At 62.1% G+C, this 20,812-nt stretch carries 18 protein-coding genes and 1 pseudogene; 13 read left to right on the top strand and 6 right to left on the bottom strand.

Annotated elements, in window-relative coordinates:
- Window positions 1–3 precede the first annotated feature (3 nt).
- Window positions 4–2,115, top strand: a complete 2,112-nt coding sequence (gene gspD / locus M2497_RS20460) for a type II secretion system secretin GspD (RefSeq protein ID WP_248488233.1) — start codon at window positions 4–6, stop codon at window positions 2,113–2,115.
- Between the two features lie 154 nt (window positions 2,116–2,269).
- On the opposite strand, the gene M2497_RS20455 is transcribed toward gspD, so the two are convergent.
- Window positions 2,270–3,821 (bottom strand): IS3 family transposase gene (locus M2497_RS20455; protein WP_248482700.1). Its coding sequence is split into 2 segments (ribosomal slippage): window positions 2,270–3,362 and window positions 3,361–3,821, totalling 1,554 coding nucleotides; the frame shifts between segments, so codons are not numbered across the junction.
- A gap of 715 nt (window positions 3,822–4,536) precedes the next feature.
- Between M2497_RS20455 and M2497_RS20450 the strand changes: the two genes are divergently transcribed.
- The gene (locus M2497_RS20450) at window positions 4,537–5,043 is read left to right on the top strand and encodes a Rid family hydrolase (protein WP_248482699.1); all 507 of its coding nucleotides are present in this window, start codon (window positions 4,537–4,539) and stop codon (window positions 5,041–5,043) included.
- 3 nt (window positions 5,044–5,046) lie between these two features.
- Here M2497_RS20450 and M2497_RS20445 read toward each other — a convergent pair whose 3' ends face one another.
- The 3 genes from M2497_RS20445 to M2497_RS20435 form a co-directional block, all read right to left on the bottom strand.
- A complete protein-coding gene (locus tag M2497_RS20445; protein ID WP_248482697.1) occupies window positions 5,047–5,430 on the bottom strand; it encodes a cytochrome c in 384 nt (127 codons plus the stop codon).
- Between the two features lie 66 nt (window positions 5,431–5,496).
- A complete protein-coding gene (locus tag M2497_RS20440; protein WP_248482695.1) occupies window positions 5,497–6,321 on the bottom strand; it encodes an HAD family acid phosphatase in 825 nt (274 codons plus the stop codon).
- Window positions 6,322–6,367: 46 nt separating this feature from the next.
- Window positions 6,368–7,564 (bottom strand): DUF1835 domain-containing protein, encoded by a 1,197-nt coding sequence (locus M2497_RS20435; RefSeq protein ID WP_248482694.1) that lies wholly within the window; start codon window positions 7,562–7,564, stop codon window positions 6,368–6,370.
- 174 nt (window positions 7,565–7,738) lie between these two features.
- On the opposite strand from M2497_RS20435, the gene M2497_RS20430 reads away from it, so the two are divergent.
- The 7 genes from M2497_RS20430 to M2497_RS20400 all read left to right on the top strand — a co-directional run bounded on the left by M2497_RS20430 (window position 7,739) and on the right by M2497_RS20400 (window position 13,451).
- On the top strand, window positions 7,739–8,422 hold the full coding sequence (locus tag M2497_RS20430; protein ID WP_248482692.1) for an ATP-binding cassette domain-containing protein: 684 nt from the start codon (window positions 7,739–7,741) through the stop codon (window positions 8,420–8,422).
- On the top strand, window positions 8,419–9,210 hold the full coding sequence (fetB, locus tag M2497_RS20425; RefSeq protein ID WP_058426118.1) for an iron export ABC transporter permease subunit FetB: 792 nt from the start codon (window positions 8,419–8,421) through the stop codon (window positions 9,208–9,210). The genes M2497_RS20430 and fetB overlap by 4 nt, the downstream gene beginning before the upstream one ends.
- Before the next feature lie 112 nt (window positions 9,211–9,322).
- Window positions 9,323–9,943, top strand: a complete 621-nt coding sequence (locus M2497_RS20420; RefSeq protein ID WP_248482690.1) for a glutathione S-transferase — start codon at window positions 9,323–9,325, stop codon at window positions 9,941–9,943.
- A 178-nt stretch (window positions 9,944–10,121) separates the two neighbouring features.
- Complete coding sequence (locus M2497_RS20415) at window positions 10,122–11,042, top strand: LysR family transcriptional regulator (protein ID WP_248482688.1); 921 nt, start codon at window positions 10,122–10,124, stop codon at window positions 11,040–11,042.
- A complete protein-coding gene (locus M2497_RS20410) occupies window positions 11,042–11,926 on the top strand; it encodes a LysR family transcriptional regulator (RefSeq protein WP_248482686.1) in 885 nt (294 codons plus the stop codon). Before M2497_RS20415 ends, M2497_RS20410 begins: the two co-directional genes overlap by 1 nt.
- A 79-nt stretch (window positions 11,927–12,005) precedes the next feature.
- Entirely contained in the window at window positions 12,006–12,938 is a 933-nt protein-coding gene (locus tag M2497_RS20405; protein WP_248482684.1) for a pyridoxamine 5'-phosphate oxidase family protein, read from the top strand.
- Between the two features lie 108 nt (window positions 12,939–13,046).
- The gene (locus tag M2497_RS20400) at window positions 13,047–13,451 is read left to right on the top strand and encodes a Rid family hydrolase (protein ID WP_248482682.1); all 405 of its coding nucleotides are present in this window, start codon (window positions 13,047–13,049) and stop codon (window positions 13,449–13,451) included.
- Between the two features lie 262 nt (window positions 13,452–13,713).
- Here M2497_RS20400 and M2497_RS20395 read toward each other — a convergent pair whose 3' ends face one another.
- Entirely contained in the window at window positions 13,714–15,201 is a 1,488-nt protein-coding gene (locus tag M2497_RS20395) for an aldehyde dehydrogenase family protein (protein ID WP_248482680.1), read from the bottom strand.
- 236 nt (window positions 15,202–15,437) lie between these two features.
- Here M2497_RS20395 and M2497_RS20390 point away from each other — a divergent pair, with 236 nt between their 5' ends.
- On the top strand, window positions 15,438–16,607 hold the full coding sequence (locus M2497_RS20390) for a p-hydroxyphenylacetate 3-hydroxylase oxygenase component (RefSeq protein WP_248482678.1): 1,170 nt from the start codon (window positions 15,438–15,440) through the stop codon (window positions 16,605–16,607).
- Window positions 16,608–16,664: 57 nt separating this feature from the next.
- Window positions 16,665–17,138, top strand: a pseudogene (locus M2497_RS20385) (flavin reductase family protein); the annotation flags it as partial.
- 38 nt (window positions 17,139–17,176) lie between these two features.
- On the opposite strand, the gene M2497_RS20380 reads toward M2497_RS20385, so the two are convergent.
- Window positions 17,177–18,499 carry an alginate export family protein gene (locus M2497_RS20380; RefSeq protein WP_248482676.1) on the bottom strand — a complete coding sequence of 441 codons (1,323 nt, stop codon included), beginning with the start codon at window positions 18,497–18,499 and terminating at the stop codon, window positions 17,177–17,179.
- Window positions 18,500–18,716: 217 nt separating this feature from the next.
- Between M2497_RS20380 and M2497_RS20375 the strand changes: the two genes are divergently transcribed.
- Together M2497_RS20375 and M2497_RS20370 are read left to right on the top strand one after the other, a co-directional pair.
- Entirely contained in the window at window positions 18,717–20,216 is a 1,500-nt protein-coding gene (locus M2497_RS20375; RefSeq protein WP_248482674.1) for an APC family permease, read from the top strand.
- Window positions 20,179–20,745 (top strand): DUF3156 family protein, encoded by a 567-nt coding sequence (locus M2497_RS20370; protein WP_248482672.1) that lies wholly within the window; start codon window positions 20,179–20,181, stop codon window positions 20,743–20,745. Before M2497_RS20375 ends, M2497_RS20370 begins: the two co-directional genes overlap by 38 nt.
- The last annotated feature ends 67 nt before the right edge of the window (window positions 20,746–20,812 follow it).

Genomic DNA, 20,812 nt, shown 5'->3' with positions numbered 1-20,812 from the left:
GACATGCGCACCTCCACGTTATGCCTGGCCACCGCCCTTGCCCTGGGCGGCTGTGGCAGCTTTCCCGACCGTCTCGAACCGGATGATGAGCTTCTGCACGAGGCCATGCAGGGCACCGGCGCGCAACGCCCACCCAGCGAGGCGCCCCCAACGGAAGTTGCCCAGCCCTTGGTCAAGTCTCCCGCGCAGCGCCAGTTGATCCGGGGCAACCAACAGTTCGTGCGTGCGCCGGCGGCCACGCCGGGTGCGAAGGCAGAGGGCGGCGACATCGTGTTCAACTTCGCCGACCAACCCATCGAAGCGGTGATCAACAGCGTGATGGGCGACCTGCTGCACGAAAACTACAGCATCGCCCAGGGCGTGAAGGGCAACGTCAGCTTTTCCACCTCCAAGCCGGTGGACAAGCAGCAGGCCTTGTCGATCCTCGAAACCCTGTTGTCCTGGACCGACAACGCGATGATCAAGCAGGGCGACCGCTACGTGATCCTGCCAGCCAGCCAGGCCGTGGCGGGCAAGCTGGTGCCGCAGATGAGCGTGGCGCAACCTTCCAGCGGCTTGTCGGCGCGGCTGTTTCCGCTGCGCTACATCTCCGCCACCGAGATGCAGAAACTGCTCAAGCCCTTCGCCCGCGAGAACGCGTTTCTGCTGGTCGACCCGGCGCGCAATGTGCTGAGCCTGGCCGGCACGCCGGATGAACTGGCCAACTACCAGGACACCATTGACACCTTCGACGTCGACTGGCTAAAGGGCATGTCGGTAGGCGTGTTCGGCCTGCAACGCGCGTCGGTGGCCGAGCTGATGCCTCAGTTGCAAAGCCTGTTCGGCCCGGACAGCGGCATGCCCCTGGCGGGCATGCTGCGCTTCCTGCCGATTGAACGGACCAACTCGGTGGTGGCGATTTCTTCCCAGCCCCAGTACCTCAGCGAAGTCGGCGACTGGATCCGCACCATCGACGAGGGTGGCGGCAACGAGCCACAGATGTATGTCTACGACGTGCGCAACATGAAGGCCGTCGACCTGGCCAAGTACCTGCGGCAGATCTACGGCACCGGCGCGATCAAGGACGACACGCCGGCCAAGGTCGCGCCTGGCCTGCGCACGACGACCCTGTCGTCACTCAATACCGGTGGCTTGCAGAACAACCCGCCTGCCGCTGAAGAACCCGAGCCGGAAGAGCAGCCGGTCGCCGCCACCAACGCCCTGGAAGCCGGCACCCGTATCACCGCGCAAAAGAGCAGCAACCAACTGTTGGTGCGCACTCGTCCTGCGCAGTGGAAAGAGATCGAAGCGGCGATCAAGCGCCTCGACAACCCACCGCTGCAAGTGCAGATCGAGACACGGATTCTTGAGGTCAAGCTCACCGGTGAGCTGGACCTGGGGGTGCAGTGGTACTTGGGCCGCCTGGCGGGCAATTCTGGCAGCACCACGGTGGCCAATGCCTCCGGCAGCCAGGGCGCGCTGGGCGGTGGTGGGGCGGGGCTGGGGGCGACGGATTCGTTGTTCTATTCGTTTGTCAGCTCGAACCTGCAGGTGGCGTTGCATGCGCTGGAAACCAATGGGCGCACCCAGGTGCTGTCGGCGCCGTCGCTGGTGGTGATGAACAACCAGCCGGCACAGATTCAGGTGGGCGACAACATTCCCATCAGCCAGACCACCGTCAACACCGGGGATGCGGACACCACCTTGAGCAGTGTCGAGTATGTGCAGACCGGGGTGATCCTGGATGTGGTGCCGCGGATCAATCCGGGGGGGTTGGTGTACATGGATATCCAGCAGCAGGTCAGTGATGCCGAGAGCCAGAGTGGTACCAGCGATACGCCGGTGAATCCGCGTATTTCGACGCGTTCGGTGTCGACGCAGGTGGCGGTGCAGAGTGGGCAGACGGTGTTGCTGGGGGGGTTGATCAAGCAGGACAACGGGGAGAGTGTCAGTGCCGTACCGTATCTGGGAAAGATCCCGGGGTTGCGCTGGTTGTTTGGGAGTACCAGCAAGTCCAAGGATCGGACGGAGTTGATTGTGTTGATTACGCCCAGGGTGATTACCAGTAGTGGGCAGGCGCGGCAGGTGACGGATGATTATCGGCAGCAGATGCGGTTGTTGCGGCCGGGTAGGTAGTTAGATAGGTAGGTGTACATATCCGTTTCTTCGGTAACGGCTACTTATGGTTCCGCTCTTACAGCGGGTCACTTTTTGAAGAGCGCAAAAAGTAACCAAAAACGCTTCGCCCCAACCGGCGTTTTTCAAGGTAGTTGTCGTGTCTCCCGTCTTGCTAGGCGACCTTCACGACAACTGTCAGCTCCCTTTCAGGATTGAGGTACACCGTCCCGATAGGGTCCCAGTTGCGTGTCTCGCCTGACCACCTTTCAGGCCTTTTTTCTCTCGCTTGCCCATAGATTGCCGCCCTCCGGGCCAAGATTTCCCGGTCTTTTCCCTCGTGGCGCTGGGCGGGTGTCACGAAGCGGATTCGGCTATGACGATGCTCGGTGTTGTACCAGGCCATAAAATTCCTGACCCAGATACGCGCGTCATCCAGGCTGCCAAATCCATCCTGCGGCCACTGCGGGCAGTACTTCAGCGTTCTAAACAGCGACTCCGAGTAAGGATTATCGTTGCTTACCCGGGGTCTTCCTCTCGATGGCGTGATACCCAGGTCGTACATCTTGGTCAGTAACGTCACCGATTTCATCGGTGCGCCATTGTCCGAGTGAAGCACCAGCGGCTGACGCCAGCACTTCTCTCTAGTGACACTTCGTTGCAGTAGGACAGCGGCTTTTTCACCGTTTTCTGCTTCGTAAACTTCCCAGCCCACAGCCTTTCGGCTGTAGATATCTTCGATCAAATAGAGGTAGTAAAACTTCCCACGAACTGGCGACGGCAGGTACGTGATATCCCAAGACCACACCTGATTGGCGGCTGTCGCCGCGTAGGTGGTGGGTGCTTCATGGCGATGCGGGCGTTTGGCGCGGGAACGATGATGCTGCTGATCTGCCGCACGCAGCACTCGGTAAAAGGTTGCCTCCGATGCCATGTAACGTCCCTCGTCAGCGAGCCGTGGCACGATCTGGCTCGGTGGCAGATGTGCGTAGGCCTTGCTGTTGCACAAGGCCAGGATGGCTTGGCGCTCAACATCAGTCAGAGCATTATTCGGCACTGGCCTCACCGTCGTGGTGCGCCCATCTGCCAACAACGCTTCGGGCAGGATCCAGCGTTGTAGCGTGCGTAGCGAAATACCGACTTCTAGACACGCAGGCGCCCTGCGGGCGCCCGCAGTGATGGCTTCGGTGAGCCAGTCGACGAGAAGATGCCGTTCTGGCAACAAGGTCAATTGTCCTCGTCGTCGCTCCCCCAGTAGGCATTGAGCTTTTTCGCAGCACCAGCAATGCGACTGTTTCAGCCAGCGCTGCATCCTTTCGGCGCAGCTCACGCTCCAGCTCCCGAATCCGGTTCTTATCCTCCTTGGTCTCACCAGCGATTCCTTTTTTCAGCGCTGAGTGATTAGTGCTGTTGGCAATGAAAGCTTTGCGCCAGCCGTCAATTTGCTCAGGGAAAATACCGTTGCGACGGCAATACTCACTCAGCTCCAGCTCCGACAAAGCTGATGATTCGATGACTGCCATGAGCTTGGATTCGGCAGACCAACTTTCAGGCGACTGCTTGTTTTCGGACAACTGAGAACCTCTGGCAGCGGCTTGCTTACGCCAATAATGAAGAGACATGTCGCTACAACCTTCACGGCGCGCGACCTCCGACGCTGACAGGCTCAGGGGCGGAAGCATCATTTTCAACAGCGCAGCTTTGCGTTCTTCTGAATAGAAAGGCATGACCTTACTCTTGCCGCCCCCGGAATACTTTTAAAAAGCGGAGGACACGACAACTACCCTGACACCGGGGGCAACACTCGGCACCTCGCCTAGGCTCGGTGTGCCCTCACTCCGGCTTGAATCCGTGGGCCGCCGCAATGGGCCATCCATGGCCCAGTGCGGCTAACCCGGCGTCCTGCCGGGTTACCCACGGATTCAAGCCTGCGTTCGGCCAGCGTGTTTGACGGGGCGATCCCAGATCAAAAGCAAGAGCGCGGCGGCCTTAGAGCCGACCGGATTGTATGGCCGGTACTCGGTCAAAGTGTGGGAAGAGGCTTGCCCCCGATGGCAGTGGGTCAGTCACTGATGAGTTGGCTGACACACCGCCATCGGGGGCAAGCCCCCTCCCACAGTTTGATCTTCATGTATCAGTTGAAGGGTGGTTTGCTCTGGCTCTAGCTCTGGCTCTGGCTTTAGATCTGCTTTTGATTTTGATCTTAGGCGGCCCCCCAAATCACTGTCGGATTACGGGCACACCGAGTGTTGGGGCAAGAGCGTTTTGCTTACTTTTGCGCTGTTCAAAAGTGAGCCGCTGTAAGGGCGGAACCAATATCCGCCGTTACCCAAATAACGGATATACCCCCAATCCCCTGATCACAAAAAACATTACTTATATGAATAACAAAATCAATAAATAATGAAATCAAAAAATATTATCTTATGCCGAAATAGCATCATGTTTTCAAAACCCATTCCGTTATGTTTGAGCTCAACAGCCTACCCCGAGCGGCGTACCCTCACCAGCAGCCCGGTGCCGATCGATGTGGTCAGCACCAAGCAGCTGCAGAGCACCGGCAAGCCCGGTCTTATGGAAGCTTTGAGTGCAGTGATCCCCTCGCTGACCCTGCCGGAAAAAACCGGTTGGGACGCCAGCGCCATCGACCATGTGGAAGTCCTGCGCGATGGTGCCGCCGCCCAATACGGCTCGGATGCCATCGCCGGGGTGATCAACGTGGTCCTCAAGGCCGACACCAGCGGCACCTCGGTGACCAACATCGGCCACGGCCGGGTGTACTTCGCCGGCGACGGGCTGGACTTCGCCGGTTTGCAGGCGGGGTATACGCAGTTCTTTGGCACACCGGAACAGCCGAATAAACCGGCACGTACGGCGCTGCAAGTGGTGGCGTTGCCATTGCCCGGTGCGTTGGTTGAAGTGGAGGCGATCGCTGCAAGAACGCTGTGAGACTCAACGCGTCTTGGCAATCACACCGCTCATGTATTGATTCAAATCGCGGAAGTCGCTAACCCTCCACGCGAATGGCGCTAGCTTCACGCCGTTCTCTCGCAACGTCCTCGGGATCAGGTCGCCATTGGGGCGAAGGATGATTGAAGAGACGATAACGCCTGGGTAGTCATTCAGGCGTTTTTTGAACGTGGCGGTGGTCAGGTCAGGTGTCGGGGGATTGCTCTTGTTGGCCAGGGGGCCTGTGCCTTTGATATCGGCGCCATGGCACATCGCACACCGCTGGGTGAAGAGGGTTTTCCCGTTGGTGTTATCCGCCGAAGAGAATGACGGTTGGAGCAGCGATAGAGCGCCGAGCGATGTGATAAGTACTCGTTTCATTTCCATATGGCCTTAGTGTGTCAATCAGATGTGAGCCGATGGCGTCAAGGACGGTGGGCCAGCCAAGGCTGATTACTCCTGCAACTGCAACGCCCGCTGCTTGAGCTTGCGCTTTTGCTCGAACGGCAGCTTCTCATCATCCTCATACGGCGCGCTGTACCAGTTGCCATAGGTCGGGTTGGGCAACAAGAACCAGCGTTGTCCCAACCAGTGCATATAGGGCTCCACCGCCTTGCGCTGATCCGCGAGGGTGTTGTGGTCGGCCTGCACGAAATCCCCCAGGGAATCCCCGGCCATCAATAACACGCGGGCATGGGCGGCGACCCATTGGCGGCGGCAGTTCTTGCCGTAGCCGGCGCTTTCGCAGTGACCGGTGGGGGTGCTGGCGGCCAAGACCTGTTCGTCGCTTTCGATTGGGAAACCGCGCAGGCGCAGGTTCTTCACCGTGGCGGCGACCTGGCTGTGTTCGCGGTTGGTCAGGTAATAGACCTTGATGCCTTTTTGCCGGGCCGCTTGCAGGAACGCCACGGCACCGGGTAAGGCCTGGGCCTTGGCCTGGTCGACCCAGGTGTTCCAGCGGTCGTAGGAATAGACTTGGTTGTTGACCACGTCGCGGGCGTTGAGCGGCACGTTGTCCAGCAAGGTTTCGTCGATATCGACCACCACCGCCGGCGGCAACCCGTTCAGGTTGCGTGGCGCAAAGGGCAGGGCATCCCAGGTGGGATCGGCCAACGCCACGTCAAGTTGGCGGGTGGCATTGGCGAAAAGCTGTCGGTAAATCAACTCATGCTCGATAGAGGTCTGGGTCCAGAGCACGGCATCGAGTTGGTCATTGGCCGGCGGCGTTTGTTGGCAGCCCGCCAGCAGAAGCAGGCTGGCGAAGATCAGGTTGCGCATGGGCAGTCTCGCAAGTGAAGGTTGAATGGGCAGCACGTTAGCGTAATCACGGGCGCCAGACCGGCATGATGTGCTCATCAATCGCCCAGTGGGGTTGGCGAGGTCGCAGGCATACCCCACCCACCCATCGCACATGGCTGGCGTGATCCAGCCAGTTGGCGTGACCGTTCAGCACGGCTTGCCCCAGTGCAGTCAACGCCAGCACCTGGCGCGGCCATTCCAGGTGCGTCTCGGTGGCCGTGAGTAAAGGCTTGTCGCCATCGAGCAGCGGTTGCAACAGCGCATGAAACATCATGTCGCCCAGAAACGGCAGCGGTTCACGTTTGGCCATCAGTTCGGCAAACACCCGACCAAACGGCGTTGGCCCGTTCTCGGCGAGGTACGTCAGGGCCAGGCGCTCGGTCAACGAAAGGCCGTCATGCAGACCGGGCAGTTCCTGTAATTGGCGCAACAACGCCGGGGCAAGCAACGGCAAGGCGGGGTGGTTGTCGTGGGCCAGTTGCGCCCATTGGACGGGTGAGCTGTCGCAATACGCCGACCAGGCCTGTTTGGCCAATTGCACCGCATCATCCCCGATCAAGCGCCGCTGCGGCCACAGCCACGCCAATACATCCGGCGCCAGTTGGCCGATGCCGATAAAGCGCTGCACGCCAGGAATGCGGTCCACCTCGATGAGTTCCAGTGCGCGCGGCGCGTGTTCAAGGCCGGCGAGTGCGCGGATCAGGAACAGTTGGTCATAGGCATCCGCTTCGCACCACAGCACACTGTGGTCGGCGCTGGCCAATGCTTCGAGGTGGTCGTATTCGGCGTCGACGCGACGAGCTGCATCGGCTGCATCAATGGCAAAGGCCTGGCTGATAAAAGCGCTGCGCAGGGCGCGGAAGGCTTGGCGGGGCAGATTGCGGACCGGCCCCATGCACAGCGGGTCGGTGAGCATCCGGAACTGACCTTTGAACCCCGCCAGTTGCAGGCTGTGGGCAATGTCATTGCCGCAGCGCCAGTGGGTGGTGCGGGCTTCATCGCTGGCGGCAAAATCGGGGTGGCGGGTGGCGAAGTCGATGGCATCGACATGGGCCTTGAGCTTTGGCCAACTGCTGAAGCCCAGCTGCTTGGCGATTTCCCATTGGGCCTGGGACAAGGTAGCGTTCGGGTCTTGGGCTTTGAGGCGCGGCAGCAGTTCCTTGGCGCGCTTGCGCTGTTGCTCAAGGTTGAGACGGCCATCGGTGTTGAAGGGTTGGGACATACGATCTCCTTGCACAAACCTTTTCCGCTTCAAGGTGGGGAGTCGTAGAAAAAAGAGGATGTTGCAGTGTCCTGGGCGCAGCCCTTTCCGCGGAAGGTGGCGTAGAGAGCGCCAGGCAGGGAATATAGGCAGTGAGGTTTTTGATTGCAAGCCGTTCAACCGAGTAATGAGTTCATGACCGACACCCCGTTAATCGAAACCCGCGCCCTCACGCGCCTGGACGAGCGCCGCCAGGTGCCGTTGCTCCAGCCCACCGATTTCAGCCTGCAGGCCGGCGACCGCGTGTCGATCACCGGCTCATCCGGCTCCGGCAAAAGTGTGTTCCTGCGCGCACTGGCGCTGCTGGATGCGCCCACCTCCGGGCAGGTCCTGTGGAACGGCCAGCCGATCGGCAACGCGCAGATTCCCCACTACCGCTGCCATATCAGCTACCTGTCCCAACGCCCGGCGCTGCTCGACGGCACCGTGGAGGACAACCTGCGCTTCCCCTTCAGCCTCAACACCTCGCGCAAGCGCAGCTTCGATCTGGCGACAGTGACCACACTGCTGGGCCACGCCGGCAAGACGCCGGACTTTCTGGCCAAACGCGCCGCCGACCTGTCGGGCGGCGAGTCCCAGGTGGTTTCGCTGATCCGCACCCTGCAGCTCAACCCCGAAGTGCTGTTGCTCGATGAACCCACCGCCGCCCTCGATCCCAGCTCATCCCGCGAAGTGGAAGCGCTGATCGACGCCTGGTTTGCCGGGGATCGTTCCCGTGCCTGTATCTGGGTCTCCCACGACCTGGACCAGGCCCGGCGCATGAGTGACCTCCACTTGCAGATGAGTGCCGGTGTGTTGAGCGGAGCGGCCCAGCCATGAACTATCAAAATCTCACCGCGCTGGACATGGGCATTGCCGCCTCGCTGATCCTGATCAATGGCGCGCTGTCGCTGCTGTTGCGCCTGGGCCTGGGCCGCCAATTGCTGTGGGCGGCGGTGCGCACCGTGGTGCAACTGCTGGCCATCGGTTACCTGCTGGGCTGGGTGTTCGAGTTCGCCTACTGGTACGTGGTGCTGCCGCTGATGTGCGCCATGACCCTGATCGCCGGCCTCTCCGCTGCCGGGCGTGGGCGGCGGACTTACCGGGGCCAGCGGGTCGACAGCATCCTGTCGGTGTGGGGCAGTTCGTGGCTGGTCACCGCCGTGGGCTTGTTTGCGGTGATCCGCATCCACCCCTGGTACGAGCCGCAGTACGCGATCCCGATCCTCGGCATGATCCTCGGCAACACCTTGACCGGCGTCTCCCTGGGCATCGAACGCATGACCCAGGAACTGACCTCGGGGCGCAACACCATCGAAATGATCCTGGCCCTCGGCGGTTCACGCTGGGAGGCCGCGCAGGAAGCTATCCGCCAGGCGGTGCGTGCGGGGATGATCCCGACGCTGAACCAAATGACGGTGGTCGGCATCGTCAGCCTGCCCGGCATGATGACCGGGCAGGTGCTGGCGGGAGAGAGCCCGGTGGACGCGGTGCGGTATCAGATCGTGATCATGTTCCTGATTGCCGCATCGTCGGCGTTGGGTACGGTGGGGGCGGTGCTGCTGACCTATCGGCGGTTGTTTTCGGTGAGTCATCGGTTCCTGAGGGACAGGCTCGAGGAGCGCTGAGCGGTATTGTTTCATCGGGTGAAATGCTCGATTGTAAATCCTGGTGATTCCAACGGCCGGGGCAGCGGTGGAGTATGCGGGGCGTCGAGACCCCCTTCTTTTGGAGCCTTTCATGATCAAACTCTATGGTTTTCCGTTGTCCGGCCACTCCCACCGCGTGGAACTGATGCTGTCCCTGCTGGGCTTGCCGGTGGAATACAACCTGGTGGACCTCAAGCAAGGTGCCCACAAGACCGCCGACTATCTGGCCACGATCAACAGCTTCGGCCAGGTGCCGGCGATCGATGACAACGGTGTGGTGCTGGCCGACTCCAATGCGATCCTGGTTTACCTGGCCAACACCTACGGCAAGGGCCAATGGCTGCCGGGCGATCCTGTGGGGCAGGCCCGAGTGCAGCGCTGGCTCTCGGCGGCCGCCGGTCAACTGAGCGCAGGGCCTGCGTCGGCGCGGCTCGCCACCGTGTTTGGTGCCGAGGTCGACACCGTCGCCGCCATTGCTCGTTCCCATGCCCTGCTGAAGCTGGTGGAGGCACAACTGAGTCAGAGCCGTTTCCTGGCCGGCGAGCAGCCTTCTATTGCTGATATTGCGTTCTACACCTACGTGGCCCATGCGCCCGAAGGCAATGTGTCGCTGGCTGACTACCCTCAGGTGCGCGCCTGGCTTGCCAGCATTGAAGCGTTGCCGGGGTTCGTCGGCATGCCACGCACAGCCGTGGGCTTGCAATCCCATTAACGCAAACCCTATGTAGTGAGCGAGCTTGCCTCGCGCTGGGCTGCGAAGCAGACCCAATAAGACCGCTGCGTTGTTTCAGAAAATACGCGGTGGCAGGTTTCAGGGCCGCTTCGCGCCCCAACGCGAGACGAGCTCGCTCACTACAAGGTGAGGGTGGTGTTTTTTGAGAGGAGTGCCGATGGACCGATTTCATGAAATGCAGGTGTTCCTGGCGGTGGCCGAGGAGGAGGGCTTTGCCGCCGCCGCGCGCCGCCTGAACACCTCGCCGCCCAGCGTCACGCGGGCCATTGCCGCCATGGAGGAACGCATCGGTACCCAACTGCTGGCGCGCACCACCCGTAGCTTGCACCTGACCGAAGCCGGCCAGCGTTACCTGGAAGATTGCCGGCGCATCCTGGCGGAACTCGATGAAGCCGAAGAAGCGGCGGCGGGCAGTTACTCCATCCCCTGCGGCCACCTGACGGTCACCGCGCCGGTGCTGTTCGGCGAGTTGTATGTGGCGCCGGTGCTGGGGGAATACCTGGACCGCTTTCCGTTGGTGAACATCAATGCGTTGCTGGTCGACCGCGTGGTCAACCTGGTCGACGAAGGCGTCGATGTAGCCGTGCGTATCGGTCATCTGCACGAGCCGGGCCAGCAGGCGATCAAGGTCGGTGAAGTGCGCCGGGTCGTCTGTGCAGCGCCAGCCTATCTCGACCAGCACGGGCGACCGGAGCATCCGTCGCAGTTGCGTGAGGCCAAGATCGTCACGTCATCGTCGAGCCAACTGGTGAGTGGCTGGGAGTTTGTCGACGCCGGCCAACCCTTGACCGTGCCCATCGAGCCGCGCCTGGTCGTTACGGCAAACAATGCCGCGATCAACCTGGCACGCCTGGGCTGGGGCATGACGCGGGTGCTGTCCTATCAGGTCGCCACGGCAGTGGCGGCGGGCGAGTTGGAGATCGTCCTTCAAGCGTATGAGGCTGAGCCGTTACCGATCCAGGTGGTGTTCCAGAAGAGCGGCCGTGTACCGGCCAAGATCAATACCTTTGTCGACTTCCTCAGCCATCGCCTGGGCCAGGATGCTGCCCTGAACCCGGCGATGAAACGGTGCGGTTGATGGAGCGCTATCGCGACATGCAACTGTTCGCAGCACTGGCCGGGCACTCGAGCCTGGCCGGCACGGCGCGCAGTGTGCGGGTGTCCGGGCCAACCCTGGTCCGTGCGGTGGCCCGCCTGGAAGCGCGGCTACGCGTGCGGTTGCTTGAGCGCAGCACGCGCGGCGTGAACCTGACCGACGCCGGCAACGCGTACCTGGCCGATTGCGTGCGCCTGCTCGCCGCCGTGGGCGCCGCCGAAGCCTCGGCCAAAGGCTTGCATGTGCAGGCCCAGGGCAACCTGCGGGTGTTTCTGCCCTTTCTGTTCAGCCGTTATGTGATGGCGCCGGTGTTGGCCGACTACCTGGACCGTTATCCCGAGGTGAGCCTAGCGGCGCATTACCACGACTATTATCCAAACCTGCACGAAGAAGGGCTGGACGTGGCGATCCTCGTCGGTGAACTGCCCGACTCATCATTGATCGCCCGGCCCGTGGGGCAGGTGCGGAATATTCTTTGCGCCAGCCCCGACTATCTCGCTGTTCATGGCGAGCCCCAACGCCCGCACGACCTCAAGCAGCATCGGCTGATTGCCAGTGCCGATCAGGTGCATTGGGATTTCCAGGGTTATCAACTCAAGGCCCGTGCGCGCCTTGGCTGCGCCACGGTGCAGGGCGCGATCAATGCGGCGGTGCATGGCGCGGGGGTGATTCGCTGCCTGAGTTACCCGGTTCACGAGCATCTGCAGAATGGACAATTGCGCCGCCTGTTGCCGGGTTTTGAACAGCCGCCATTGCCCGTGCACGTGGTGTATCGCCAAGGCCGCAACGCACCGATGCGCGTGCGCAGCTTTGTCGACCACTGCGTGGCGGCGCTGCGTGAACACCCGGCATTTCAGCTGGCGTAACAGTGGATTGCCTGGCGTGGTGATTCCCTCGGTGGCGGGCAGGGCGCAGCATCGGGTTATCCAACATGAGGTGCTTGCCATGAACCTGATCGAACAATCCCCCTGGCATGCCGGTGAACGGCACATGCAAGAAGCTGTGGGCGTCGCCGAGCGCATGGCCGTGGTCGGGCCCAAGGTGATCCGTGACCATTTGCCCGAGCAGCATCGGGATTTCTACCCCTTGTTGCCGTACCTGATGCTGGGTGTGGTGGACGAGCAAGGTATTCCCTGGGCGACGATGCTTGAAGGTGCGCCGGGCTTTGCCCACTCGCCGGACCCACAGACCTTGCAGGTTGATAGCTTGCCATCCGCGAGCGACCCTGCCCGCAATGCCTTGCGTGAAGGCGCATCCATTGGCTTGCTGGGCATCGACCTCAACACCCGCCGTCGCAACCGTATGAATGGGCGTATCGGTGTGCTCGATCACGAGGGCTTTTCGGTCGACGTGGTGCACACGTTCGGCAATTGCCCCAAGTACATTCAACTGCGGCCGATGGATGCCGTCGCACGTAAACCCGGTAGCGTGGCCGAACGTTCCAGCAGCCTGGATGAGGCGGCCCAAGCGGCAATCCGCAACGCCGATACCTTCTTCGTCGCCAGCTATGTCGAGGTGGATGGCCAGCGCTCGGTGGACGTTTCCCATCGCGGCGGCAATACGGGTTTTGTACGGGTCGAAGGCAACGTGCTGACCATCCCTGACTTTGCCGGCAACCTGTTCTTCAACACCTTGGGTAATTTGCAGGTGAACCCGGTGGCGGGGTTGTTGTTTATCGATTTTGAATCGGGGGATGTGCTGCAGGTGGCTGGGCGTACTTCACTGATCCTCGATGGCCCTGAAGTGGCGCTGTTCGAGGGCGCCCAGCGCTTGTGGACGGTCACCGTGGAACATGTCGTACGCCGCCCGGCGGCGTTGGCGTTGCGGTGGCAGTTCGCGGAGTTTTCGCCGTTCAGTCTGGCGATGGGGAGTTGGTAGTCTGTCCCGCCCCTCGATGATCCCCGATATGTTGCGGGATGTTGAACCGCCGGATTGAACGATTGCTTTGGGTTAGCCTTGTTTTCCTACAAACAACAAGGAAGTCTCATGCAACGGAAGGTCATTAATCCCACAACGGTATTCAACGCCCTGCAATACGGCTTCAGCCAGGCCATGGAAGTGCCGCAAGGCCGGCGCATCATGCTGTCCGGCCAGGTCGGTGTGGATGCTGACGAGCGCACCGTCGGCCCGGGTATTGCGCAACAGACCGCCGCCGCTTTGGACAACATCGAAAAGGTGTTGGCCGAGGCCGGCGGTGATCTGTCCCACGTGATCATGTTGCGGCTGTACATCGCCCAGTCCGCCCGTGACCAGCAGGAGCCGATCGCGCAGGCGTTGCGCGAGCGCTTCCCGCACAACCCGCCGCCGTCTTCGTGGATTATCGTCAGCGGGTTGTCGTTGCCGGATTGGTTGATTGAGATCGAGGCGGAGGCGGTGATTGCGCAGGCGTAAATCCAATTGGGGGGATCGGCAGGCGGGCCTCTTGTGGTGAGTGGGCTTTCTGTGGCGAGCGGGCTTGCCCCGCGTTGGGGCGCGAAGCGGCCCCAGGTTCGGAAGCGTGCGGTGTGTCAGGTAATCCTAGGCGCCTGGTTTTGGGGCTGCTTCGCAGCCCAACGCGGGGCAAGCCCGCTCGCCACAGTTGCAGTGTCCGCCCTATTGGGAGGGTATCAGCCAGATATGGCCGGTTTTTCAAAGACCTTGAAAGGGCTGACCCTCAGTACCGAATCATTACCGACTTGAGCTCGGTGTAATCCTCGATGAATGCACTGCCAAACTCGCGCCCAACCCCCGAAGACCGATTGCCCCCAAACGGCACTGCCGGGTCGAGCAGTGTGTGCATGTTCACCCACAACGTGCCGGCCTTGATCGCCGGCACCATGCGCAGGGCCTTGCCCAAGTCATTGGTCCACAGGCTGGCGCTGAGGCCGTAGGGGCCGTTGTTCATCAGCGCGAGCAGCTCGTCTTCACTGTCGTAGGGCAGGAAGGTCGCGATCGGGCCGAAGGTTTCTTCGTTGAGCAGGGTGTCGTTGATGCTGTTGGCGAGGATCACCGTGGGTTCGACGTAGCAGCCGGGGCGGTCGATGAGTTTGCCGCCGTGGATGATCCGGTTGTTTTCGGCGCGGGCCTGGCTGAAGTAGCCGAGCAGTTTGAGTTGATGCTGATGGTGGGTGACCGGGCCGAATTCGGTGCGTTCGTCCAGCGGCGAGCCGATGGTGAGGCGGCTGAGGCGCTGGCTGAGTTTGTCGAGCACCGCGTCTATCTGCGAGCGGTGCACGAAGAAACGTTCGGCCGCCGCGCAGATTTGCCCGGAATGCAAAAAACCGGCTTCGATGATGCCGTCCACCGCCTTGTCCACGTCCACGTCACGCAGGAAGCCGGCGGCGTTCTTGCCGCCCAGTTCCAGGGTCGCGCGGGTGAGGCCGGCGCCCATGGCACTGCGGCCTACGGCGATGCCGGTGGGCACCGAACCGGTGAAGGACACCTTGTGCGTGCCGGGGTGTTCCACCAGGCCTTTGCCGACGTGGCCGCCGCCCGTCAACACGTTGAGCACACCCGCTGGCAACCCGGCTTCGATGGCCAGTTCGGCGATGCGCAGGATCGTCAGCGGCGTGAATTCGCTGGGCTTGATGATGATGCTGCAGCCGGTCACCAGTGCCGAGGCGAGTTTCCAGATGGCGATCATGGTCGAGAAATTCCACGGCACGATGCCCACCACCACGCCCACCGGTTCGCGCAGGGTGAACGCGGTGTAGCGTTCGCCATTGAACGAGGGCAGCGACGGGGTGAGCGTCTGGCCGCTGATCTTGGTCGCCCAGCCTGCGTAGTAACGCAGGAAGTGCGCCGCCTGGTCGACCTCGAACGCACGGGCAATCTGGATGATCTTGCCGGACTGGCAGGTCTCGATCTGCGCCAGTTCTTCGCGGTTGCGTTCCAGCAGGTCGGCGAGCTTGAGCAGCACATTGCCGCGTGTCGCCGGCGCAGCCTGGGACCACAACTGGAAGCCCCGGTTGGCGGAGTCGACGGCTGCATCGATATCCGCCAGGTCGGCATCGGCGACCTGGGCGATCACCTCACCGGTGGCCGGATTGGTCACCGCCAGCGTCTGGCTGGAATGGCTGCGGACGTTGACGCCGTCGATGAACAGCCCATGGGGTCGACGTAAAAACGCTTCGACGTGAGGCAGCAGCGGGATATCACTCATGGCAGGTTCCTGGCAGTTCACAAAAGAAAAGCCGAGGGTAATCAAGCCACCCGCGTCTGGCTTGACTGTGCCTGCCAGGCGTCATGCCTGTGGCTGCCGCGCCTGTGAAAAGTACAATCTTGCCTGTGGAACGTGCATTTTCCACCGGCCTGCGCCGTTCGATACTGGCCCTGCATCCAGCGCTGCTCCTCGACTTGGAGCGGCTGCCGGACTTCCAATAATAAGCGGGGCCGTCCATGAAAAAGCCAAACCCACTCCTCGAAGACCTCAAGCCCCTCCTGCCGCTGATCGCGGCGAATGCCACGCGTGCCGAACAGCAACGCCAGGTGCCGGATGAGAACATCGCCTTGCTCAAAAGCATCGGTCTGCACCGTGCCTTTCAACCCAAGGCCTTTGGTGGCCTGGAACTGTCGCTGCCCGAGTTCGCCGACTGCATCGCCTTGCTCGCCGGCAGCTGTGCCAGTACCGCCTGGGCCATGAGCTTGCTGTGCACCCACAGCCACCAACTGGCGCTGTTTTCGGCCCGGTTGCAGCAGGAAATGTGGGGCGAAAACCCGGATGCCACCGCCAGCAGCAGTATTGCGCCGTTCGGGCGCGTGGTGGAGGGCGAAGGCGGTGTGCACTTCAGCGGTGAAATGGGCTGGAGCAGCGGCTGTGATCACGCCGAGTGGGCGATTGTCGGCTGCCGTCGACAGAATGCCGAAGGCACCCAGGATTACTGCTTTGCCGTGCTGCCGCGCAGCGACTACCAGATCCGCGATGACTGGTTCGCCGCCGGCATGAAAGGCAGCGGCACCAAGACTCTGGTCATCGACAATGCCTGGGTGCCCGAGCACCGGATCCAGAAGGCCAGGGACATGATGGAGGGCAAGTCCGCAGGTTTTGGCCTCTACCCCGACAGCCAGATTTTCTACGCGCCATACCGGCCGTATTTCGCCAGTGGTTTTTCCACCGTCAGCCTGGGCGTGGCCGAGCGCATGCTGGAGGTGTTCCGCGAAAAAACCAGAACCCGCGTGCGCGCCTACACTGGTGCTGCCGTGGGCGCGGCAACGCCGGCGTTGATGCGCCTGGCCGAGTCCACCCACCAGGTGGCCGCTGCCCGCGCATTCCTCGAAAAAACCTGGCAGGACCACGCCGAACACAGCGCCGCCCAGCGTTACCCGAGCCGCGAAACCCTGGCGTTCTGGCGCACCAACCAGGCCTACGCCACCAAGATGTGCATCGAGGCGGTGGACCGCCTGTTCGCCGCAGCCGGTGGCAATGCCTGGTTCGAACACAACGAAATGCAGCGCCTGTTCCGCGATTCGCATATGACCGGCGCCCATGCCTACACCGACTACGACGTCTGCGCGCAGATCCTCGGCCGTGAGCTGATGGGCCTGGAGCCGGACCCGAGCATGGTGTGACCCGTTCTTCCACTACAACAATCAGGGCGTCCGTTCGAGGGCGCCCGGGAGTCTTGCATGCCTGACAACAGCCTTTTCGACCCACGGGCCTTTCGTCGTGCCCTGGGCAACTTCGCCACCGGCGTGACCGTGGTCACCGCCGCCACCGCATCCGGGCGCAAGGTGGGCGTGACCGCCAACAGCTTCAACTCGGTATCCCTCGATCCGCCACTGGTGCTGTGGAGCATCGACAAACGCTCCAACAGCCACGAAGTGTTCGAGGAGGCCAGCCACTTTGCGGTAAATGTGCTGGCGGCGGATCAGGTGCACCTGTCCAACAACTTTGCGCGCCCACGCGAAGACCGCTTCGCGCTGATCGAGTACGAACCGGGGGAGGGCGGTTCACCGGTGTTCGCCGATTGCTCGGCACGCTTCCACTGTGAGAAATACCAGCAGGTGGACGGTGGCGACCACTGGATCATGATCGGCAAGGTGGTGGCCTTCGACGATTTCGGGCGTGCGCCGCTGTTGTATCACCAGGGCGCTTATGCCGAGGTCCAGGCGCTGCGTCCCTGCGCGCCCGAGACGGTTCAGAACGGTACGGCGACCACCAACTGACTGTAGACATTGGTGCCGTTGCCACCGACCTGGTTGCCGCCGGTTTCGGCATCCTTGTCGGGTTTGTAGAGGCCCAGCAGCGGGGTGATGATCAGGTGCTCGTTCACCGCCCACTCGGCGTACAGGTCCAGCTCGCGACCGTCCAGGTTCAGCTGGCCGCGGGTGCTGACGGTGGTGTAGTCGAAGAACAGCGCACCCAGGGTGAGGTTCTCCAGTGGCTTGACCTTGAGCGCCACGTGTTGCACGGAGGTGTTGGTGTTGTAGGGGCCGGAGTAGTTGCCCGCCACTTCACCCTGCACCCAGGTGCCGTAGCCGCGGTTGAAGCCGGCGAACATCGCGTCCCAGTTCTTTGAATAGCGCGCGTAGCGGTAGGTCAAGTCCGGCGACCAGGGCAGGTCGGCGAAGGTGTAGCCGGCTTCGGCGTAGCCGGCGTTCTGCTGGCTGTCGCGGCGGTTCTGGCGGGCCAGTTCAAAGGCGAAGTGCGCGTTGTCGATACCGGCATTGCCGGCGCCGCGCAGGCTGTACAGGTTCATGCCTTTGCGCTGGCGCTGCACGTCGCTGGCGAAGCGCTCGTCCACATCGATCCCATGAATATACGTGAGCCCCAGGGTGCCCGGCGCGGCGCTGTACTCCAGGGTGCCGGCGGCCATTTCGGTCATGGCCTGGGCGGGGTTGTCGGACTTGATCCACATCAGGCTGCCATGTACGCCGTCCTTGCCGCCGAGGCGAATCACCGCAGTCTTGTCGAAGGCATGGCGTGCAGCGATGTAGTAGGCGCCGCCGCGGTTGAACTCGCCGTCACCCACGCCCTTGCCCAGATTGGGGCCGTCGTCGTTGATGAGAAAACCGTCGCCCAGCATGATGATCTGCCGACCGAACGACAGGTCCACGCCGTCCTTGCCCAAGGCCGGGAACAGCTCGCCCGAACGCCAGCCGGCGAAGGCTTCGTCGAACTTGGTGGTGCGCTCCTTGCCTGTGGTGACCCCGGAGGCATCGCCATCGCCCCAGGTGCCGGAACTCACCAGGTTGGCCGTGCCATACACGCCGCCAAAGCGGCCCAGGCTCTGGTCGACGCTCAGGCCGTACTTGATGAAGGCCTCGCGCCAGGTGGAACCGCCGTTGCGCCCGTCGTAGTTCTTCTTGCTGTTGAACATCCCGTACACGGCAAGGAAGTTGCCGGTGACGTGGGTGTCGGCATCGGCGTAAAGCTCGACCGCCTGGGCTTGGCCCACCAGCAGCGCAATCCCCAGGCCGACCGCCTGGCGCAGGCCGCGATTTTTCAGTGTGTGCTCCATTGTTATTGTCCCCAGCTTGGTTAAGAGTGAGGGCGCATTAGGGCGAGTGGCGGGGGCCTGAGTCTTTTCTCTGCGTGCCAGGGAATTGACCCTGGCCGCCACGCCGCCCGCTGTGGCAGGGAGCAACAAAACCGGCGGCAGACAGGGGCAAGACGATCAATTCGAGTGGGGCGCAGAGTACCGATACATTAAAAAAACCGTCTTCGAGGACCCCACCATGTCGATCAACGACCGACTCACCGCGCACCTCAACCGGGGTACGGTAGGTTTCCCCACCGCCTTGGCCAGCACCATTGGCCTGATCATGGCCAGCCCGGTGATCCTCACCGCCACTATGGGCTTTGGCATCGGCGGCAGTGCGTTCGCCCTGGCGATGCTGATCGCCGTGGTAATGATGCTGGCCCAGGCCACCACCTTTGCCGAGGCCGCCTCGATCCTGCCCACCACCGGCTCGGTGTACGACTACATCAATTGCGGCATGGGGCGGTTTTTCGCGATCACCGGCACCTTGTCGGCGTACCTGATCGTGCATGTGTTTGCCGGCACTGCTGAAACCATCCTGTCCGGGGTCATGGCCCTGGTGAACTTCGAACACTTGAACACCCTGGCGGAATCGGCGGGTGGGTCATGGTTGCTCGGCGTGGGTTTCGTGATCGTCTTTGGGGTGCTGAACGCGTTTGGCGTCAGTGCTTTTGGCCGGGCGGAAATCATCCTCACCTTCGGCATGTGGACCACCCTGATGGTGTTTGGCGTACTGGGCTTGATCGCCGCGCCCGCTGTGCAGTTGGAAGGCTGGTTCGGTGAGTCGCTGGTGGGCACCGACCTGATCACCGTGCTATCGCTGGTGGGCATGGCGATGTTCATGTTTGTCGGTTGCGAGTTCGTCACGCCGCTGGCGCCGGACCTGCGCCAATCGGCCAAGGTGATGCCGCGCGCGATGATGCTGGGGCTGATGGGTGTGGCCACCTGCATGTTCATCTATGGCGCGGCGATGAAACGCCAGGTGGAAAACGTGGTGCTCGATGCCGCCTCGGGCGTGCACCTGCTGGACACGCCCATGGCCATCCCCAGGTTCGCCGAGCAGGTGATGGGGCAGATCGGCCCGCTGTGGCTGGGCATCGGTTTTCTGTTTGCCGGCGCGGCCACCATCAATACCTTGATGGCCGGCGTGCCACGGATTCTCTACGGCATGGCGGTGGACGGGGCGTTGCCCAAGGTTTTCACCTACCTGCACCCACGTTTCAAGACGCCGCTGCTGTGCATCCTGGTGGCGATGCTGATTCCCTGCCTTCACGCGCTGTACCTGGGTGGCAACACCGACAACATCATGCACCTGGTGCTGGCAGCGGTGTGTGCGTGGAGCTTTGCCTACCTGCTGGTGACGATCTCGGTGGTGAGCCTGCGTATTCGGCGGCCGGACTTGCCACGGGCCTATCGCTCGCCGTGGTTCCCGCTGCCGCAGATCGTGTCGAGCATCGGCATCCTGCTGGGCATGTGGTTCATCACGCCACCGGGCATGACCCCGGCGGACATCTATGTGCCGTTTGGCGTGATGCTGGCGGGCACGGCGGCGTATGCGCTGTTCTGGACCCTGGTGGTGCAGAAGGTCAACCCCTTCAAGCCGGCCTCTGTGGAGGAGGTATTGGCAAAGGAGTTCAGTAACCAACCGGAGCAGGCTGATGACGGTTATGGCGACTTTGCGGCAAAGACTGTTTGAGCTGTGGCGTGCCGATCGTGCGCCGTCGGGGTATCGACCGGGGGTGACCCTGGCGCACCTGCGGCGCAACCTTGGGCTGGCAACGCTTGAAGTGGACGGCGTGGCGTTCGAAATAGTCGAGCGCACCGAGTCGCAGTTGTTGATGCACCTGGTGCTGACTGAGTTTGTCCTGCGCGTACCGGCAGCAACGGGGGGCACGGCGAGCTTCGCGGTGCACCATGGCGGCGCGATCCGGCGCCATGGAATTCGTGTGCAGCGCCGTGCCGGCAACCAGGCATTGGGCCGTGAGTTGCAGGCACGCTTGTTGGCCGATGAGGCGTTGTTCCAGGCGCTGATGCCGCTGGATTTCAAGCGTCTGCGCATCGAGCTGCACGACCAGCAATGGTGCGTGCGCCTGGAGCATATGGGCGGCAGCGAGGTGGTCAATCGCCTGCCGGCGTTTCGGCGTTATATCGCCCTGAGCGCGGTGCAGCGCAGTCATTTGCTCGCGGCGCTGGTCGGGTTGAATCGGGTGTTGTCGAACCTCTGATTGGCATCATTAGTGCTTGCGCAATGGGCACACAGGTTGTTGTTGCGTGCATATAGATAACATGTTA

The organism is Pseudomonas sp. CYM-20-01, assembly GCF_023169845.1.
GTDB classification, from domain to species: Bacteria; Pseudomonadota; Gammaproteobacteria; order Pseudomonadales; family Pseudomonadaceae; genus Aquipseudomonas; species Aquipseudomonas azotoformans.
The sequence above is the reverse complement of the archived record's forward strand: the minus strand, read 5'-3'. Positions and strand labels throughout refer to the sequence as shown.

Excerpts from the sequence above, each read along its gene's own strand:
- M2497_RS20400 (WP_248482682.1), top strand. The coding sequence starts at position 13,047 with ATGCAACGGAAGGTCATTAATCCCACAACGGTATTCAACGCCCTGCAA.
- M2497_RS20440 (WP_248482695.1), bottom strand. The coding sequence starts at position 6,321 with ATGCGCAACCTGATCTTCGCCAGCCTGCTTCTGCTGGCGGGCTGCCAA.
- gspD (WP_248488233.1), top strand. The coding sequence starts at position 4 with ATGCGCACCTCCACGTTATGCCTGGCCACCGCCCTTGCCCTGGGCGGC.
- M2497_RS20415 (WP_248482688.1), top strand. The coding sequence starts at position 10,122 with ATGGACCGATTTCATGAAATGCAGGTGTTCCTGGCGGTGGCCGAGGAG.
- M2497_RS20430 (WP_248482692.1), top strand. The coding sequence starts at position 7,739 with ATGACCGACACCCCGTTAATCGAAACCCGCGCCCTCACGCGCCTGGAC.
- M2497_RS20380 (WP_248482676.1), bottom strand. The coding sequence starts at position 18,499 with ATGGAGCACACACTGAAAAATCGCGGCCTGCGCCAGGCGGTCGGCCTG.
- M2497_RS20435 (WP_248482694.1), bottom strand. The coding sequence starts at position 7,564 with ATGTCCCAACCCTTCAACACCGATGGCCGTCTCAACCTTGAGCAACAG.
- M2497_RS20405 (WP_248482684.1), top strand. The coding sequence starts at position 12,006 with ATGAACCTGATCGAACAATCCCCCTGGCATGCCGGTGAACGGCACATG.
- M2497_RS20370 (WP_248482672.1), top strand. The coding sequence starts at position 20,179 with ATGACGGTTATGGCGACTTTGCGGCAAAGACTGTTTGAGCTGTGGCGT.
- M2497_RS20375 (WP_248482674.1), top strand. The coding sequence starts at position 18,717 with ATGTCGATCAACGACCGACTCACCGCGCACCTCAACCGGGGTACGGTA.
- M2497_RS20390 (WP_248482678.1), top strand. The coding sequence starts at position 15,438 with ATGAAAAAGCCAAACCCACTCCTCGAAGACCTCAAGCCCCTCCTGCCG.
- M2497_RS20420 (WP_248482690.1), top strand. The coding sequence starts at position 9,323 with ATGATCAAACTCTATGGTTTTCCGTTGTCCGGCCACTCCCACCGCGTG.
- M2497_RS20445 (WP_248482697.1), bottom strand. The coding sequence starts at position 5,430 with ATGGAAATGAAACGAGTACTTATCACATCGCTCGGCGCTCTATCGCTG.
- fetB (WP_058426118.1), top strand. The coding sequence starts at position 8,419 with ATGAACTATCAAAATCTCACCGCGCTGGACATGGGCATTGCCGCCTCG.
- M2497_RS20450 (WP_248482699.1), top strand. The coding sequence starts at position 4,537 with ATGTTTTCAAAACCCATTCCGTTATGTTTGAGCTCAACAGCCTACCCC.
- M2497_RS20410 (WP_248482686.1), top strand. The coding sequence starts at position 11,042 with ATGGAGCGCTATCGCGACATGCAACTGTTCGCAGCACTGGCCGGGCAC.
- M2497_RS20395 (WP_248482680.1), bottom strand. The coding sequence starts at position 15,201 with ATGAGTGATATCCCGCTGCTGCCTCACGTCGAAGCGTTTTTACGTCGA.